The organism is Nocardiopsis listeri NBRC 13360, assembly GCF_001570765.1.
In the GTDB taxonomy this organism is placed as follows: domain Bacteria; phylum Actinomycetota; class Actinomycetes; order Streptosporangiales; family Streptosporangiaceae; genus Nocardiopsis; species Nocardiopsis listeri.
This window is the reverse complement of record NZ_BCSH01000043.1, coordinates 55278-73195: the sequence shown is the minus strand read 5'-3', so window position 1 is coordinate 73195 and position 17918 is coordinate 55278. Positions and strand designations below refer to the sequence as shown.

General features: G+C 69.5%; 13 protein-coding genes. 12 read left to right on the top strand and 1 reads right to left on the bottom strand.

What is annotated here, in order from left to right; all coding sequences use genetic code 11:
- Window positions 1-205: 205 nt before the first annotated feature.
- Window positions 206-1360, bottom strand: a complete 1155-nt coding sequence (locus NLI01S_RS14450; RefSeq protein WP_067604628.1) for an acyl-CoA dehydrogenase family protein — start codon at window positions 1358-1360, stop codon at window positions 206-208.
- A 136-nt stretch (window positions 1361-1496) separates the two neighbouring features.
- Between NLI01S_RS14450 and NLI01S_RS14445 the strand changes: the two genes are divergently transcribed.
- From NLI01S_RS14445 to NLI01S_RS14385, 12 genes are all read left to right on the top strand, one after another.
- Entirely contained in the window at window positions 1497-2186 is a 690-nt protein-coding gene (locus tag NLI01S_RS14445; RefSeq protein ID WP_067604627.1) for a TetR/AcrR family transcriptional regulator, read from the top strand.
- A gap of 102 nt (window positions 2187-2288) precedes the next feature.
- Window positions 2289-3911 carry a peptide chain release factor 3 gene (locus NLI01S_RS14440; RefSeq protein ID WP_067604626.1) on the top strand — a complete coding sequence of 541 codons (1623 nt, stop codon included), beginning with the start codon at window positions 2289-2291 and terminating at the stop codon, window positions 3909-3911.
- A 796-nt stretch (window positions 3912-4707) separates the two neighbouring features.
- On the top strand, window positions 4708-5994 hold the full coding sequence (locus NLI01S_RS14435) for a citrate synthase (RefSeq protein ID WP_067604625.1): 1287 nt from the start codon (window positions 4708-4710) through the stop codon (window positions 5992-5994).
- A gap of 204 nt (window positions 5995-6198) precedes the next feature.
- Window positions 6199-7056: an HdeD family acid-resistance protein gene (locus NLI01S_RS14430; RefSeq protein WP_067604624.1), complete on the top strand. Its 858-nt coding sequence runs from the start codon at window positions 6199-6201 to the stop codon at window positions 7054-7056.
- 282 nt (window positions 7057-7338) lie between these two features.
- Window positions 7339-8511, top strand: coding sequence for a macrolide family glycosyltransferase (locus tag NLI01S_RS14420; protein WP_067604622.1), 1173 nt, complete (start codon window positions 7339-7341; stop codon window positions 8509-8511).
- Between the two features lie 93 nt (window positions 8512-8604).
- On the top strand, window positions 8605-9162 hold the full coding sequence (locus NLI01S_RS14415; protein ID WP_067604621.1) for an AAA family ATPase: 558 nt from the start codon (window positions 8605-8607) through the stop codon (window positions 9160-9162).
- Window positions 9163-9318: 156 nt separating this feature from the next.
- The gene (locus NLI01S_RS14410) at window positions 9319-10545 is read left to right on the top strand and encodes a hypothetical protein (RefSeq protein WP_067604637.1); all 1227 of its coding nucleotides are present in this window, start codon (window positions 9319-9321) and stop codon (window positions 10543-10545) included.
- Window positions 10542-12899: a serine/threonine-protein kinase gene (locus NLI01S_RS14405; RefSeq protein WP_067604620.1), complete on the top strand. Its 2358-nt coding sequence runs from the start codon at window positions 10542-10544 to the stop codon at window positions 12897-12899. The genes NLI01S_RS14410 and NLI01S_RS14405 overlap by 4 nt, the downstream gene beginning before the upstream one ends.
- A gap of 17 nt (window positions 12900-12916) precedes the next feature.
- A complete protein-coding gene (locus NLI01S_RS14400; RefSeq protein WP_067604619.1) occupies window positions 12917-14188 on the top strand; it encodes a PP2C family protein-serine/threonine phosphatase in 1272 nt (423 codons plus the stop codon).
- Complete coding sequence (locus NLI01S_RS14395) at window positions 14172-15521, top strand: vWA domain-containing protein (protein WP_067604617.1); 1350 nt, start codon at window positions 14172-14174, stop codon at window positions 15519-15521. Before NLI01S_RS14400 ends, NLI01S_RS14395 begins: the two co-directional genes overlap by 17 nt.
- A gap of 9 nt (window positions 15522-15530) precedes the next feature.
- Complete coding sequence (locus NLI01S_RS14390; RefSeq protein ID WP_067604615.1) at window positions 15531-16253, top strand: FHA domain-containing protein; 723 nt, start codon at window positions 15531-15533, stop codon at window positions 16251-16253.
- Window positions 16254-16262: 9 nt separating this feature from the next.
- Window positions 16263-17900 carry a hypothetical protein gene (locus NLI01S_RS14385; protein WP_371850615.1) on the top strand — a complete coding sequence of 546 codons (1638 nt, stop codon included), beginning with the start codon at window positions 16263-16265 and terminating at the stop codon, window positions 17898-17900.
- Window positions 17901-17918: the final 18 nt, after the last annotated feature.

Sequence of the window (17918 nt, the reverse complement as noted above, 5' to 3'; positions counted from 1 at the left end):
CCCCAAGAGCCAGAAACCCCAGACGCCCCACCAACCACCACCCCCACCCCTGGGAATTACTCATCTAGAATCTAGAGTCGCCCGAACACCCGAAAAGACTGCGCCGCAGGTGTCCGTCGATGGGGGTGGCGGCCGTCCGAAGCGGCCGTCCGAAGCGGCCGTCCGAACACGCCGAAGCGCTAGCGGAGGCGCTTCATCGCACCACCTACTTCAGCAGCTGGCGGGCCATCACCATGCGCTGGATCTGGTTGGTGCCCTCATAGATCTGGGTGATCTTGGCGTCGCGCATCATGCGCTCCAGCGGGAAGTCCTTCACGTAACCGGCGCCGCCCAGCAGCTGCACGGCGTCGGTGGTGATCTCCATCGCGGCGTCGGAGGCGTAGCACTTGGCGGCCGCGCCGTAGAACGGCAGGTCCTCGTCGCCCCGCTCGGACTTGGCGGCGGCCACGTAGACCATCTGGCGGGCGGTCTCCAGCTTCATGGCCATGTCGGCCAGCATGAACTGGATGCCCTGGAAGTCGGCGATGGACTTGCCGAACTGCTTGCGCTCCTTGACGTAGGCCACGGCGTGGTCCAGGGCGCCCTGGGCGATGCCGATGGCCTGCGCGCCGATGGTGACGCGGGTGTGGTCCAGGGTGCGCAGCGCGATCTTGAGGCCCTCGCCCGGCGCGCCGACGATGCGGTCACCGGGGATGTGCACGTCGTCGAAGAACAGCTCGCGGGTGGGGGATCCCTTGATGCCGAGCTTGCGCTCGGGCTCGCCCAGGGTGAAGCCGGCGTCGTCGGCGTGGACGACGAACGCGGAGATGTTGCGGCCGCGCTTGCCCTCGGGGTCGGTGACGGCGAGCACCGTGTAGTACTCGCTCACCCCGGCGTTGGTGATCCACGACTTCTGGCCGTTGAGGACCCAGTCGTCGCCCTTGGGGGTGGCCTGTGTGCGCATGGAGGCGGTGTCGGAACCGGCCTCGCGCTCGGACAGGCCGTAGGAGAACATCGCCTCGCCACGGGCGACGGGGGTCAGGTAGCGACGCTTGACGTCCTCGGAGGCGCCCAGGATCAGCGGCATGGTGCCGAGCTTGTTCACCGCGGGGATCAGTGAGGAGGAGGCGCACACACGGGCGACCTCCTCGATGATGATGCAGGTCGCCAGCGCGTCGGCGCCCATGCCCTCGTAGTCCTCGGAGATGTGCGCGGCGTGGAAGTCCGTCGCGGTGAGGGCGTCGAGGGCGTCCTGCGGGAAGGCCGACTTCTCGTCCACCTCGGCGGCGTGCGGTGCGATCTTGTCCTCGGCGACGGAGCGCACCGCCTCACGCAGCTCCTCGTGCTCCTCGCTGGTCTTGAAAAGGTCGAAGTCGCTCATGCTCTTCCCTGGTGTCTGGCACTAGGTGCCGTTATCTGGCATTCAGTGCCAGAGTAGGGGGTAGAGGCGATGAAGTACACCGACCGGTGGTGGTGATCCGCCGGAAGGATCGTCCTCGGCGAAGAGGAGAGGGACGATGGTCGAACGCAATGGCGGCGGTACCCGGGCCGTGGTGTTGGCGGCGGTACGCCTGTTCACCGAAGCCGGATTCGACGCCACCACGATGGCGGGGATAGCCGAGGCGACCGGGGTGAGCCGACGCAGCCTCTTCCGCCGCTTCGGCTCCAAGGAGGACGTCCTCTTCGCCGAACACGACGAACTGTTCGAGACCGTGGTGCGCTACATGGAGGCCTCCCCGGAGTCGCCGACGGACTCCGTGCTGGCCGCCGCGCGTCTGGTCTTCCAGGGGTACGTGCGAGACCCCGAGATCACCGTCCCCCGCTACCGGTTGGTGCGCGCCCACTCGCGGCTGCGCGACCGGGAGGTCGCCATGACCGCCCGCTACCAGGCGGCCTTCAGCCGTCACCTGGCCGAGGCCGCCGGTGGCGGGCGTCCCTCGTTGGAGGTGGAGGTGGTGGCCTCCGCCGTCATCGCGGCGCACAACCACGTCCTGCGCGGTTGGCTTCGCGACCCGGACGACGGGGGTGCGTGGCGGCGGTTCGACGAGGCCATGGAACGGGTCCGCGCCCTGGCCGCCCCTCTGTTCGAGGAATCGGGCGAGGCCGCATCCGGCCGGGACCGGATCGTGGTGGCCGTCTACCCGGGGGACACCGATCCCGTCGAACTGGCGCGCCGGGTGACGGAGGTGGTCCGAGAGCGCGGGTAGGAACCCGGGCCACCTCGGTCGCTGTCCTCGGCACGTCCATGCGGGCATAGGCTGTACGGGGCCGAAAAACGGGAGTTCAGACGAGGCGAGGCGACGACGGGAATGAGCGTGGACACGGCGGGCACGGACAAACAGGGGTCCGAGGTCGCACACGAGGCGGAACGTCGGCGGACCTTCGCGGTCATCTCCCACCCCGACGCCGGTAAGTCGACGACCACCGAGGCCCTGGCGCTGCACGCCGCGGCCATCTCGTCCGCCGGAGCCGTGCACGGCAAGGGCGACCGCAAGGGCGTCACCTCCGACTGGATGGCGATGGAGCAGGATCGCGGAATCTCCATCACCTCGGCCGCCCTGCGCATCGACTACCGGGACCACGTCCTCAACCTGCTGGACACCCCCGGTCACGCCGACTTCTCCGAGGACACCTACCGGGTGCTCTCCGCCGTCGACTGCGCCATCATGCTGCTGGACTCGGCCAAGGGCCTGGAGCCGCAGACCCTCAAGCTCTTCGACGTGTGTCGGGCCCGCAAGATGCCCGTCATCACGTTCGTCAACAAGTGGGACCGGCCCGGGCGCGAACCCCTCGAACTCCTCGACGAGATCGAGCAGCGCATCGGACTGCGCCCCACCCCGCTGAACTGGCCGGTCGGCATCGCCGGTGACTTCCGTGGCCTGATCGACCGAACCAACGGGAGCTACACCAAGATGACCCGGACCCCCGGCGGCGCCCAGAAGGCCATCGAGGAGGTCATGGACGAGGACCGGGCCGCGGAGGTCGAGCAGGACGCCTGGGTCCAGGCCAAGGAGGAGATCGAGTTGTTGGAGGCGCTGGGCGCCGACTTCGACCACGAGTCCTTCATGGCGGGGGAGTCCTCCCCGGTGCTGTTCGGCGCGGCGCTGTCCAACTTCGGTGTCGGTCAGCTGCTGGACACGGTCGTGGGCCGGGCTCCCGCGCCGTCGGCCAAGGTCGACGACCAGGATCGGCCCCGCCCGGTGGAGCGTCCCTTCTCCGGTCAGGTCTTCAAGATGCAGGCCAACATGGACAAGAACCACCGCGACCGGATGGCGTTCGTCCGGGTCAGCTCGGGTCGGTTCGAGCGCGGCATGGTGCTCACCCACGCGTCCACCGGACGTCCCTTCGCCACCAAGTACACCCAGGCGGTCTTCGGTTCGGATCGCTCCACCATCGACACCGCCTACCCGGGCGACGTGATCGCCCTGGTCAACGCCCAGGCGCTGTCGGTGGGGGACACCCTCTACGACGGTCCCAAGGTGTCCTATCCGCCGATCCCCAGCTTCGCGCCGGAGCACTTCGTGGTGGCGCGCGCCTTGGACGCGAGCAAGTACAAGCAGTTCCAGCGGGGGATCGCCCAGCTCGACGCCGAAGGCGTGGTGCAGGTACTCACCTCGGACGTGCGCGGTGATCAGGCCCCGGTGTTGGCGGCGGTCGGACCATTGCAGTTCGACGTGGTCAAGCACCGCATGGAGCAGGAGTTCCGCAGCCCCATCGAGGCCTCGCCGTTGGAGTACTCCGTGGCTCGACGCACCGACGCCGAGTCCGGGCCGAGCCTGCACGGGCTCTCCGGAGCCGAGGTGCTGCGCCGCCGCTCCGACGGTGAGCTGTTGGTGCTGGTGCACAACAAGTGGCGGTTGAAGGTCATCGAGCGCGACCACCCGTCGCTGTTCATGGAGCCTTTGCTGGCCGGCGGCGTCGACGAGGGTTAGCCGGCGACGGCGATCGTCGCAGTACCGGTTTCCCACAGGAGACCGCTTTTCCCACAAAGAGCGTTTGTTTCGTTTACCCCGGGTTAATGTCGGTCACTCGTTGTGGGCTTCGGTTCGGTGTTCCGGTTCCATCGGCTTTCCGTCTCTGGTCGCAGGCGGGCTCTTCGGTGGGCCGTTCGTCCCGGTCGGGAGCGGGGGTCGCGGACTGTCTGTGAAGTCTCGTTCCCGGGGCACATACTCCGACCCCTTCAGGGGTAGGGGGAGAGGCCCTGAAGGGTGTTCGGTGCCGCCGAGGTCGGTGACAGAGGCCAAGATCACCGAGTCGGAGGCACCCCGCGTCAGCCCCTGTGATCAGGGCGAAGGTACCCTGATCTCAGGCCACTAGGGCGCGTTCGAACACCTGGCCGCACCGAGTTCTGTTCGGGTCTGTCCAGATCTGTGAAGGGCATCCCCGCCGGGCCGGTTCGGGTGGGTTTCGGGGTGCCCAGGGGACCTGTCCAGGAGACCGACGGAAGACGGGTGGGAGAACCCCGCCGTCCCCGGTGGAGGTCTCAGGGCGATCACGCTGTTAACGACATTCGGCAAAGTCTGTAAATCTTCACCCTCTGATAATTCTGTGCACGTCTGGGTATGTGTTGCATGTCACCTGTTCGTGAATCGGTGAAACTTATATGATTTTGCTTAACTGGCGTTTAACAAAACAGAACAATAACGAGTGAATCAAGAGCGCGGCGGCGGATCGCCCTGCGTTCGACGTACCTCACGTATCCCCCGCCTGGAAAGGTTGACCTCGGGCATGAGCGATGACAAAGAGCGCACGGTGGAGCTCCACTACGAGGGCGGCGTGCTGAAGCTGCCGGTTTTCACCGGTACCGAGGGTGAGAGCACCATCGAGCTGAAGACCCTGCTGGGGTCGACCGGTATGACGACCCTGGACCCGGGGTTCGGCAACACCGCTTCGTGTAGCTCGAAGATCACCTACATCGACGGGGCCGCCGGGATCCTGCGTTACCGCGGATACCCGATCGAGGACCTCGCCGTCCACAGCACCTTCCTCGAGACCGCCTACCTCGTGATCTACGGGGAGCTTCCGGAGCCCGGACGGCTCAAGGAGTTCTCGGACAAGCTGCGCGACAACGCCGACATTCCGGCCGAGATGGGCGCGTTCATCGACGCGATGCCCCGCAACGGCCACCCCATGGCGCTGATGGCCGGCGCCGTGAACACCCTGGCCGCGTACTACGAGGACAGCGCGGACCCCGAGGACGAGGACCAGGTAGAGCTCGCCACGATCCGGCTGATGGCCAAGCTGCCGACGATCGCGGCCCGCATCTACCGCAACTCGATCGGTGAGACCCCGATCGACCCGGACGACTCGCTCGACTACGTCGACAACTTCATCCGGATGACCTTCGGCGACAAGGCCCCCAGCGGTGAGCTGGGCGACCTGTTCAACAAGGCCGTCGGCATGCTGCTGGTGCTGCACGCCGACCACGAGCTGAACTGCTCCACCGCCACCGTGCGCGTGGTCGGTTCCGCCAAGGCCGACATCTTCGCCAGCGTCGCCTCCGGCATCAACGCCTTGTCCGGCCCGTCCCACGGCGGCGCCAACCAGGCCGTGCTGGAGATGCTGGAGGAGATCCGCGACTCGGGCATCTCCATCGAGGACTTCCTGGAGAAGGTCAAGGCCCGCGAGATGCGTCTCATGGGCTTCGGGCACCGGGTCTACAAGAACTTCGACCCGCGCAGCAAGGAGATCAAGGTTCTGGCCAGCCAGATCCTCGACCAGCACGACAGCCCGGACGAGCTCTTCGCGCTCGCCCTCAAGCTTGAGGCCGCCGCGCTCCAGGACTCGTACTTCACCGAGCGCAAGCTGTACCCGAACGTCGACTTCTACACCGGCGTCATCTACCGCACCATGGGCTTCCCGACCAACATGTTCACCGTGTTGTTCGCCCTCGGCCGTCTGCCCGGCTGGATCGCCCACTACCGCGAGCAGCTGCACGACCCGGCCTTCCGGATCGCGCGCCCGCGCCAGCACTACGTCGGCTCGAACGAGCGCCGATACCCCGGCCAGGGCTGACACCCGCCCGAGAGCGCCTCGACCGCCCGCCCACGTCACCGACGAGGGCGGGCGGTCCCATGTGCCCGGCACGAAGAAGGAACGGTGTAGAACCTCCCTTTCCTTGCGCTTTGCGTACCTTCTGTCATCTGTGTGCGACGTTGAGAGAAGTGGCAACGAAGTGGCCCTGGACGGAGCGGGCCGCGTGAGGGAGGGGGCCCGGCTATGGTCCGGTACGAGTCGGCCGGTGACATGCTCGGTGAGCTGAGCCGAAGCTGGTGGGTCGTGGTCGTTCGCGGTGTCGCCGCCGTGGTCTTCGGTCTGGTGGCGCTCATCTGGCCCGGGGTCACCACGGTGGCCCTGGCCTTCGTCTTCGGTGCCTTCGCGCTGGTGGACGGGATCGCGCTGGGGGTCGCCGCCTTCAGGACGGCCCCCGGCTCCCGTCTCGCCCTGGTGATCCAGTCGGTGCTCGGCATCCTGCTGGGTGTGGCCGCCCTGATCTGGCCGACCGTCGCGGTGGTCGCCCTGGTCTTCGTCATCGGGGCCTGGGCGATCGTCACCGGCGTCGCCGAGATCATCACCGCCGTACGGCTGCGCGCGCAGATGACCTCGGAGTGGTTGCTGATATTCGCCGGGGCGCTGTCGGTGATCTTCGGTCTCCTGCTGTGGCTCTGGCCCGGGCTGGGCGCGTTGGCGATGGTCGCCGTGGTCGGCGTCTACGCGATCGTGTTCGGGATCGCCCTGGTGATCGCGGGACTGCGGCTCAGGAGCGCGGCCACCGCGACCGCTTCCTCGGAGGAGGGTGAGGCGTCCGCCGAGGAGGAAACCGCCGACGATTCCGGGCCTCGGCACGCCGCGGGTCCCGAGGGCGGTGACCTGCTCGCCGACGACCCCACCGCCGAGGGGGACGAGTACGACGTCAGCGCCTTCGACGACGGTTACGCGGGCGGTTACCGCGACGGTTACCGGGGTGATCCGGCCGGCGCCACCGAGGCCTCCGTGTACGAGGACGAGTCCGCCGCCCCGCGGGTGGGCAAGCACCGCGCGCCCAAGGACCCGCCGAAGGACACCGGTACTCCGTGACGTGAAGGGTCCCGGATCGGTCCGCGCCGACGGGGAGAGGGCCGAGTCGGTCGACCTGATTCTCGAGGACGACCGACTCGGCCCCTTCGCGTCGCCGGCCAGGTCCACACGGGTCCGGAAAAACGGGAGGACGGGACGGAGGGGGGTCCCCTACAGTGGGGCCATGGCCTTCCAACAGCTGTTCTACCAGTAGGACCCCCGCGTCCTCGACGCCTCCGCGCCGCCCCTTCCGGGGACCGGCGCCCCGTAGTCCTACCCGTTAGACAGTCTCAGGAGAGAACCATGACCCGTCGTGCCCATATCGCCATGGTCGGCGTCCCCGCGGTGAGCCACGTCCTGCCCAGCCTGGAGATCATCCGCGAACTGGTCCGTAGGGGCCACCGCGTCACCTACGCCAACGACCCCGTCGGTCGGATCGGTGAGCTCATCGAGTCCACCGGCGCCGAGCTCGTCCCCTTCACCACCACCCTGCCCACGGGGGACGAGGAGTGGAGCGACGATCCGATCGAGGGGATGGACATCTTCCTCGACGACGCCATCAACAGCCTGCCCGTGCTTCGGAAGGCCTATGCGGAGGACCGTCCCGACCTGTTCCTCTACGACATCGGTGGGTACACCGCCCGCGTCATGGGGATCGAGTGGGGGATCCCCACCATCCAGCTGTCCCCGACCTACGTCGGCTGGGCCGAGCACGCCGACACCGTCATGGTCTGGCTGCGCGAACAACCGGGGGCCGAGGAACACTTCGCCAAGTTCGACGCCTGGCTGGTCGAGAACGGGGTGGAGGGGCTGGACCACGCCGGCTTCGCGGGTGAACCCGACCGGGCGTTGGCGATGATCCCACGCGAGATGCAGCCCTTCGCCGACACGGTGGCCGACACGGTCACCTTCGTCGGACCCTGCCTGGGCGAGCGTGCGGACCAGGGATCCTGGACCCGACCGGCCGACGCGGAGAAGGTCGTCCTGGTGTCGCTGGGCTCGGCCTACACGGAACGACCGGACTTCTACCGCGAATGCGTGAAGGCCTTCGGTGACCTGCCCGGGTGGCGCACCGTCCTCCAGATCGGTGAGTACGTCGACCCGTCCGTGTTGGGGGAGGTCCCCGACACCGTCGAGGTCCACCGATGGGTTCCGCAACTGGACATCCTGCGGCAGGCGGACGCCTTCGTCACCCACGCGGGTATGGGAGGCTCCAGCGAGGGTCTGCACACCGGTACTCCGATGATCGCGGTGCCGCAGGCGGTGGACCAGTTCGACAACGCCGATCGCCTCCAGGAATTGGGAGTGGCCCGCCGGATCGACACCGAGGCGGTCACCGCCGAGGCACTGCGCGACGCGCTGCTCGACCTCACCCACGACCCCGAGGTCGCGCGCCGACTGGCCGACATCAGCGGCCGGCTCCAGCGCGGCGGCGGTCCCTACGCGGCCGACCTCATCGAAGCCGCGATTCCTTAGTTCCGATCTGACCGGACCCGATCCCACACCGGTGCGCCGTCCTCGCGGGCGGCGCGCCGGCCGTGGCCGTACCCATCGAAAGGGGCAGTGCCCATGGACCACCTCGTCGTCGTCACGGGAGGACCGGGTTCGGGCAAGACGACGCTGATCGACCACCTCGCCGGGCTCGGCCACGGACGCACCGTGGAGGCCGGGCGGGCGATCATCCGTGACCAGCGGGCGATCGGCGGTGCAGGCCTGTCCTGGCGTGACGAGGACCTGTTCGTCGAGCTCATGCTCTCGTGGGACATGCGTTCGCACCGGGAGGCGGCCGATCGGGAGGGCCTGGTCTTCTGCGACCGGGGAGTGCCCGACATGGTCGGCTACTTCCTCCAACGGGGTCGGCGCGTCCCCGAACACGTGCGTGAGGCGGCCCGACTGTTCCGCTACCACCACCGCGTCTTCCTCGCCCCGCCCTGGCCGGAGATCTACGCCGGGGACACCGAACGACACCAGTCGCCGGAGGAGGCGGAGCGCACCTTCACCGCGATGCGGGAGGGCTACCCCTCATGCGGTCACGAGACGGTTCTGTTGCCCCGCGCGTCGGTCATCGACCGCGCCCGTTTCGTCCCGGAGACCCTCGACAGGGACGCGGAGAGCGAGCCGCTGTGATGCTCGCGATGGCGCCCGTGTCGTGCTTGTGGCCGTACGTGGCCGTATAACGAGAAGTCCCTTGTGGATCGGGATGGGCGCCGCCACACTCTTCCTATACAAAGGGTGGGGGTGATTCGGCAGGTGGCGAACGCGTCGGGGTTCGGCATGCCGCCGATGAGCTGGGAAGGGATCGACCACGCGCTCAATCGTGCCCGTGGTGAGGTCGATCGGATCTCCCTCAACCTGGCCGACCTCGACCGGCACGCGGTGTACCGCCTGCTCCGTGACGTCGAGCTGAACGGTGGAACCCGCGTCCGCTGGGAGGCCGCGGACGTACACGTCCACCGGTTGTGGCTGATCCACGCCGCCTTCGAGTCGGTGGTCGAGCACGCCGCGCGCCTGCGCGAGTTCGGCGTCGCCGACTCCCAGGACGAGCTCACCCGACTGCTCATGGGCGAGTCCGTGACCCTACCCCTGACCGAGGTCCCCACGCGCGAACGCGGTCTGCTCGACCCCGACACCGAGAGCATGACCCTGGCCGAGGCCATCGCCCGGATGACCGCCGACTACGAGGCGATCACGGAGGTCGTCTCCGCGGTGGAGACCGCCTGGGACGCACTCCACCCGCGACTCGACGAACTCGACGCGATGTGGCGGGAGGTCGGCACGCTCGCGGACATGGTCGAGGTTCCCGACGACGAGTACGAGGACCTGCGCGTCGAGCTGGAACGGGTCGGCGACACCGTGCGGCGCGACCCGTTGTCGCTGGTCGCCGACGGTGGCGTGGACACCCTCGACCTGGACCGTATGCGTTCGATCCTGGACCGGATCCGGGGTGAACTCCGGGACGCCCTGCGCATGCGCGACGCCTACGACGAGAGCGTGAGCCGACTCGGTTCGGCCATCGACGACGTCGAGAAGGTGGTGCTGCGCTCCCGCGAGCTGCGCGTCCGTGTGGTCGCGAAGATCTCCTCCCCGGTGGCCATCGACGTCCCCGACCCGGTCCCGGAGCTGCGCGCGGCCATCGCCGAGATGGACGAACTGCGCTCTCGGCGACGGTGGCGGGCCCTGGGCGTGCGCCTGGGGGAACTACAGCGCTCCGTGCACGAGGCCGGGGACGCCGCGCGCGACCGGGAACGCGATCTCGGTGGCCTCCTCCAACGCAGGGCCGAACTGAGAGGGCGCCTGGACGCCTTCCGCGCCCGGGCGGTGCGCCTGGGCCTGGCCGAACACGAACGACTCGTCGAACCCCATGGGCGCGCGCACTGGGAGTTGTGGAACGCCCCCTGCGACCTGCGGGCCGCCACGGTGGCGCTGTCCACCTACCAGAGGACGCTTCAGGAACTCGCGGGCACCGAGACCCCCTCGGTCGGAACCCAGGATGGCGGTGTGAACAGGTGAACGAGTGCGCCTCCCCCGGCTGCTCGGGGCTGATCGAGGACGACTTCTGCGGCGTGTGCGGTCTGGCGCCTATGGACGCGCCGACCACCCGAACACCGGGACCGGGGGCCTCGACCGCACCGTCTGGACCCTTCGTTCCGCCGCAGGGCCCGGCTCCGCAGAGCGGTCCCTCGACCGGCAGTCCCGCGAACATCGCAGGGTCCGTCCACTCACCCCCGATCAGCTCCGGCAACGTCCGTATCTCTGGGCGCTCCGGTCCCGGCAGGGTCTCGGGTCTCGGCGGTGGTTCGCGCAGCGGACGCACCTCCAGCGCCGGCTCCCGACGCGGCATGCTCGGGTTGGGCATGGTCCAGGTACCCCTGGTGCCGACGAAGGACCCCTCCGGGGCGATCATGACCGCCCCGGTCGTGTCGGAGAAGAATCGCTTCTGCGGCAACTGCTCGGAGAGGGTCGGCCGGTCCAGAGGCGACCAACCGGGCCGCACCGAGGGGTTCTGCCGCCAGTGCGGCACCCGGTTCTCCTTCACCCCCAAGCTGGTCGCAGGCGAGGTGGTCGGCGACCAGTACGAGGTGCTCGGCTGTCTGGCCCATGGCGGGCTGGGCTGGATCTACCTGGCCAGGGACCGCAACGTCAACAACCGCTGGGTGGTGCTGAAGGGGCTGCTCAACGCGGGTGACGCCGAGGCGCACAAGGCGGCCGCGGCCGAACGCGCCTTCCTCTCCGAGGTCGAGCACCCCAACATCGTCAAGATCATCAACTTCTCCCAGCATCCGGACCCGCGCACCGGGATCCCCGGCGGCCACATCGTCATGGAGTACGTGGGCGGCAAGTCGCTGCGAGAACTGCTCGTCGAGCGCCGAAAACGTGGGACGGGCGAGGAAGTCCTGCCCTTGGAACAGGTCATCGCCTACGGGCTCGAGTGCCTGAGGGCCCTCGGCTACCTGCACTCCAAGGGTCTGCTGTACTGCGACTTCAAGCCGGACAACGTCATCCAGAGCGAGGAGCAGATCAAGCTCATCGACCTGGGCGGCGTCCGCCGCGTGGACGACGGGCTCAGCCCCGTCTACACCACCCCCGGGTACCGGGTTCCCGAGGAGGAGCTGCGCGGCCCGGGACCCAGCGTCAGCGCCGACCTGTACTCGGTGGGGCGGGCCCTGGCGGTGCTCAGCTTCCAGTTCGGCTTCATCCGCGAGTACCCGCACGACCTTCCGCCCCGGCACGAGGTGCCGTTGCTGCGGCGGTTCGAGTCCTACGACCGTTTCCTGCGCCGGGCGACCCACCGCGACCCCGAGGCGCGCTTCCACGACGCCGGCGACATGGCCGACCAGCTCACCGGTGTGTTGCGCGAGGTGCTCGCGGAGATCGAGGGGACGCCCCACCCGGCGGCCTCCGTGCTCTTCGGCGCAGAGACCTTCACCGGGCCGCCCGGGTCCGGCGCGCACGACGCCGACCGGCTCCTGTCCCCGCCCGACCCCACCGAGGCCGCGGCGCTGTCGCCCTCCCCGCTCATCGACCAGTTCGACCCCGCGGCCCAACACCTGCGCAACCACGTGGGCCTGGCCTCGAACGAACTCATCCCGATCCTGCGGTCGGCCAGGGCACCCTCGCCGGAGACCCTGCTCATGCTGTCCCGGTCGCTGATGACGGTAGGTCGCTACAAGGAGTCGCTGGACGTACTGGAACGGTTCAGCCTGGCGGTCCCCGGTGACTGGCGCACCATGTGGTACCTCGCGGTCGCCGAGCTGAGCACCGGCCGGTTCGGCGAGGCCCGAGACCACTTCGCCGAGCTGTACGCCCACCTGCCCGGGGAGGCCGCACCCAAGCTCGGGCTCGCCCTGGCCTGCGAACGCACCGGTGAACACGACGTCGCCGCACGCCATTACGCCACGGTGTGGACCACCGACCACTCCTACGTGAGCGCCGCGTTCGGCCTGGCCAGGATCCGGCTCGCCCAGAACGACCGGGCCGGCGCCATCGAGGTCCTGGACACCGTCCCCGAACTGTCCAGCATGTACGTCCACGCCCAGACCGCGCTGATCTCGGTGCTGGCCGGAGGCACGGGCGACGGCATGGGCCTGGCCAGGGCGGGGGAGAGGCTCGGCCGGATCGGGCTGGACAGCGAGTCCGTCGACCGACTGGCCGCACGGGTCCTGGAGTCCGCCCTGGAATGGCTCCGGGCCGGCGGGGTCCCGCCCGCGGGGAGCCGTCTTCTCGATGACGAACTCACCGAGGACGGGGTGCGCTCCAACCTGGAACGCCGCTACCGGTCCCTGGCCCAACGGACCGGTCACGTCATGGAGCGTTACGCGCTCATCGACAAGGCGAACTCCCTACGTCCCGTGACCCTGCTGTGAGGATAGAAGGAACGGCGATGACGATGGCCTGGACCTGCCCCACCTGCGCCGACACGGTGTCGACGAGCGACGCCTTCTGCGAGGGTTGCGGCCGGAACCTGCCCGTGGAGGCGCGCGACCCCGTGCCGCACCCGGAGGCCACGGCACCCGACTCGGTACCGACCGCGCCCCAGGAGAGCATGGCCGGTTTCGCCCCGAACACCGACGTGGACGAGGTCGGCGCGATGTCCGAGGGGCCGGGAGGACCGGAGTGGGACGAGGCCGACGCGCAGGTCACACAGCCCGTCCGTCGCGACGCGGTGATCCCACGGACCGGTCCGGCGCCGGCGTCGCCGAAGGTGGTCCCCGAGTGGCGCCCGCCCACCACCGGTGGTGAACCGGTCGTGGCCGCCGACCCCGGCCGGTGCGTGTGGTGCCCCGGGCGGGTGGTGGACGGCTACTGCGAGAAGTGCGGATTCCTCCAGCCCACCGGCCGCGATCACGTCGAGGTACGCGCAGGAAAGGTCTTCGGGGTCAGCGATCGCGGGCTGCGTCACAAGCGCAACGAGGACGCCATGGCCATCCGGGTGATGGAGGAAGACGCCCCGCACGCGGCGGGCGCCGTCGTCGCGGTGGTCTGTGACGGAGTGTCCAGCTCGCCCCGCTCGGACGAGGCCTCCAGGGTCACCGCGGAGACGGGCGCGACCGTGCTCGCCGAACGTCTGCGCCAGGGCGCCGACCCTCGTGAGGCCACCGGTGTGGCGATGACCCAGGCCGCCCGGGCCGTCGCGGCCATCGCCGAATCACCCGAATTCGCGCCCGCATGCACCTTCGTGTCGGCCGTGACCTGCCCGAACACGGGGACGGTGACCGTCGGATGGGTCGGCGACAGCCGTGCCTACTGGCTCTCCGGTGGGCCCACCTCCAGTACCTCCACCCTGCTCACCAGGGACGACTCCTGGAGTGAGGCGATGGTGCAGATGGGTGCGCTGACCCGGGAGGAGGCCATGCGTTCGGCCAACGCCCACGCGCTCATCGCCTGGATGGGCGCGGACTCCGGCGAGATCGACGCCCACATCTCCACCGTGACCCCGACCGGGCCCGGCGCCGTCGTGCTGTGCAGTGACGGTCTGTGGAACTACTACCCGGAGGCCGAGGCCCTGGCCGACGCCGTACCGGGCACCGACACCGCGCCCTTGGATGCGGCCAGAACCTACGTCGGGCTGGCGTTGAGAGCAGGCGGCAAGGACAACATCACCGTCGTCGTCATACCCGTACCCGCAGGGGGTCGCCGTGCCGAACACGTCTGACCGGGCAGGGGGATCCGAGTTCCGGATCCAGGTGGACCAGAATCCCTACCTGCCGCTGGGCGGTACGGAGGTGCACGCCGTGGTGAGCGTGACCTCCCACAGCCCCGTCCTGGTGGGGACCTCGGTACGTGCCTCCGAGGTGATCATCATCGACACCTCCGGGTCCATGTACGGCGAGAAGATCAACGCGGCCGAGCAGGCGGCCCGCGCGGCGATCGAGACCCTGCGCGACGGTGTGCGCTTCGCGGTCGTCGCCGGTCACCGCGAGGCCGAGATGATCTACCCCGCCGCCGACCGGTTGGCCGAGGTGAACGACGGGACTCGGACGGAGGCCCTGGAGGCCGTGGGCCGGTTGCGCGCCGACGGCGGCACCCGGATGGGTTCCTGGCTGCTCAAGGCGGCGGAGCTGTTCGATTCCGGTGGCGATGGCATCAAGCACGCGATCCTGCTCACCGACGGTCAGAACAACGAGATGTCCGATGTCTTCGAGGAGGTGCTCCGACGGATCGCGGGCAGGTTCGTCTGCGACTGTCGCGGGGTCGGCACCGATTGGAAGGTCGAGGAACTGCGTCGCGTCGACGCGGCGCTCCTGGGCGGCGGCCCCGGCATCATCGCCGACCCCGCCGACATGACCGCCGACTTCCGGGCGATGGCCCAGGCGTCCATGGGCAAGACCGTGGCCGACGTGGCGCTGCGCCTGTGGACCCCGCGGAACTCCGTGGTGCGTTTCGTCAAACAGGTCGCGCCCACGGTCCAGGACCTCACCGACCGCGCCGTCCAACGGGTACCGCAGGCCAACGACCACCCGACCGGGTCCTGGGGTACCGAGAGCCGCGACTACCACGTGTGCGTCGAGGTGCCCGCGGGCGACCCCGGGCGGCAACTGCGCGCCGGATGGGTGCGCGTGGTGACGCCCGGCCGGACCCCGGACCGGGACGAGGTCCTGGCCTCGGGGAACATCCTCGCCGAGTGGACGCCGGACGAGGCCAAGGCCACCGAGATCAACCCCCGGGTGGCCCACTACACGGGTCAGGTGGAGCTGGCCCGGATGATCCAGGACGGGCTCACGGCCCGTCGCGAGGGAGATGAGACCACCGCCACCACACGGTTGGGGCGGGCCGTCGCGCTCGCACACGAGTCGGGTGACGAGGAGACGGCGAGGTTGCTCGACCGGGTCGTCGACGTGATCGACCCGGCCACCGGAACCGTCCGGCTCAAGCCCGACGTCGACAAGATCGACGAGATGACCCTCGACACCGACTCGACCCGGACCGTACGGACCCGCCCCCGCCGGCCCGGGCCGGGAACCGGCGGCGCCCCCGGACCCGGGTAGGAGGGACCCATGCCGAGTCGCCCTACAGGGCACCGCTCCACGGCCGACGACTTCTGCGACATCTGCGGACTGCGCCTCCAAGCGTGGTGCGGGTCCGCCACACGGGCCGCCTCCGGACAGTGCCGTCCGGAATCGCCCCGACCCCCCACACCGAACCCGCCGCATCCACCACCGCCCAGATCCGTACCGGCGCAGCGCGGCGGCCCCTGCCCGGAGTGCGGCACGTCCCGGGCCGGTCGTTTCTGCGAGGAGTGCGGCTACGACTTCGCGTCCCGGTCCGGTGGCCACCAACACCGGATGTCGGATCCCGGGAGCGCTCCGAGGGGGGTGCGCTGGCTGGCGATCGTCGCCGCCGACCCCGCCTACTACCGGTACATGGTCGACCAGGGGATGCTCGATCCCGACCGGATCGACTTCCCCACCGGCCAAAAGCAGCGTCGGGTGACCCTCAAGGGCGATCGCGTGCACATCGGTCGGGGGAGTCGCTCGCGCGGATTCTTCCCCGAGATCGACCTGGGCGGGCCCGGGGGAGACCCCGCCATCTCCCACATCCACGCGGTTCTGCTGGCACGCCCCGGCGACACCTGGTCGTTGGTGGACCCGGGCTCGACCAACGGGACCACGATCAACGGGACCGCCGACCCCATAGCGCACAACGTGGAGGTCCCCCTGAACGACGGCGATCGGCTCTACGTCGGCGCATGGACCTCCATCCTCCTCCAGAAGGGGTGAACCCCGTTGATGCCCCCGAACCCCGAACAGGTGGCAGGGCGACCCGGGCCGGGAGCCCCTTCCCGGCCGCCGGGACCACCGACACAGGCCCCCGGCGGGCCGGCGCACGGTGCGCCGCGCCCCAAAGGAACGGCGGTCGCCTCGTCGGCCGGGAGGGAGCGCCCCACGCCACGGTCGCCCTCCTGGGGATCGAGGCTCCGAGCCGCCTTGGGTACCACCCCCGCCCGGGTGTGGGCGCTGTCCCTGCTGTGCGTGGCGACCATCGCGGGCCTGTTCGGGTCCGCGACCGTCACCCTCGACCAGGCCCGAGACGGACTCGACGTCCTGGGCCGGGACGCCGGCCCCCAGGCCATGGCCACCACCGAGCTGTACCTGGCCTTGGCCGACATGGACGCCCGGGTCGCCGACATCCTCCTCATGGGCACCGACCACGACCTCGGGTCGGGGCGTGCGGAGGCCGAGAGCGGCTACGAGGCCAGTCGGGCCCAGGCCGGCCGGGCCCTGCTCCACGCGGCCTCGTTGACCGAGTCGAGCGAACCGACCGAGCCGACCGATGGGGAAACGGTCGAGGAGCGCAACGTCCAGGCGGTCCTGGACGGGATCGGTGCCTACGAACAGTTGGCCGCGCAGGCCCTGCTGCTCAACGACGAGGCCGGAGCCCCGCCGGGGGAGGTCGACCCCGCGGCCCTGCAAAGCCACCGGCAGGCCACACGGCTGATGCACACCGAACTCCTGCCCAAGGCGTTCAACCTGGGACTGGACTCCTCGGCGATCGTGCGCACCAACCACGAGGAGGGGCGATCCTCGGTCGCGCTGGGGCTGGTGTGGGTCGGAGGAGCCGGGGTGGCCACCGTCGTCTCCCTCATCGCCCTCCAGCTGTACCTGCGGGTGCGGTTCCGCCGTCGGTTCAATGCCCCGCTCCTGGCCGCTACCGTCGGCGCCGTGGTCCTGACCGTCGGGGTCACGCTCGCGCTCAACAGCAGTGGCGGCCACCAAGGAGAGGCCAAGGACGAGGGGTTGGACGCCGCGATGGCGTTGGCGCGAGCGGGTGCCATCACCACGGACATGCAGGCCGACCAGAGCCGATACCTGATCGACGACTCGCTCGCCGACAACTACCAGCAGGTCTACCTGGAGCGGTCCCAACAGGTGCTGTTCCGCCCGGCGAGCAACCTGGACGACTACTACGCGCGGATCGCCGAGGTTCCCGAGGCGTTCCCGAACCTGCCCGGCTCGGACGGCTCGGACGGCTCGGACCCCGAGGACCCCGGAACGTTGGGCTACCTGGGGCAGGACGCACGGGACGCACTGCTTTCGGGACACGAGGGCGCGCTCGCCGAGGTGCTGGCGGCCTACAACGACCTGCAGGTCGAGGACCAGAGCCTGCGCACCGCCGCGCGGGAGGGCGACCAGGAGACCGCGATCGACGTCCGGATGGGGATCTCCCACACCGAGGACGGGGTCTTTCCCGCCTACATGGACGCCCTGGACGGACTGATCGAACTGCACCAGGAGGAGTTCGCCGACGGCATCGAACGGGGCAACGCCGCGCTCGCGCCGTGGACCTGGGGCCTTCCGGTCGGTGCGCTGATCCTGCTGACACTGGTGGTGGTCGGGGTCCGTCCCCGGCTCGCCGAGTACCGCTGACGGACTGATCGAGATGAA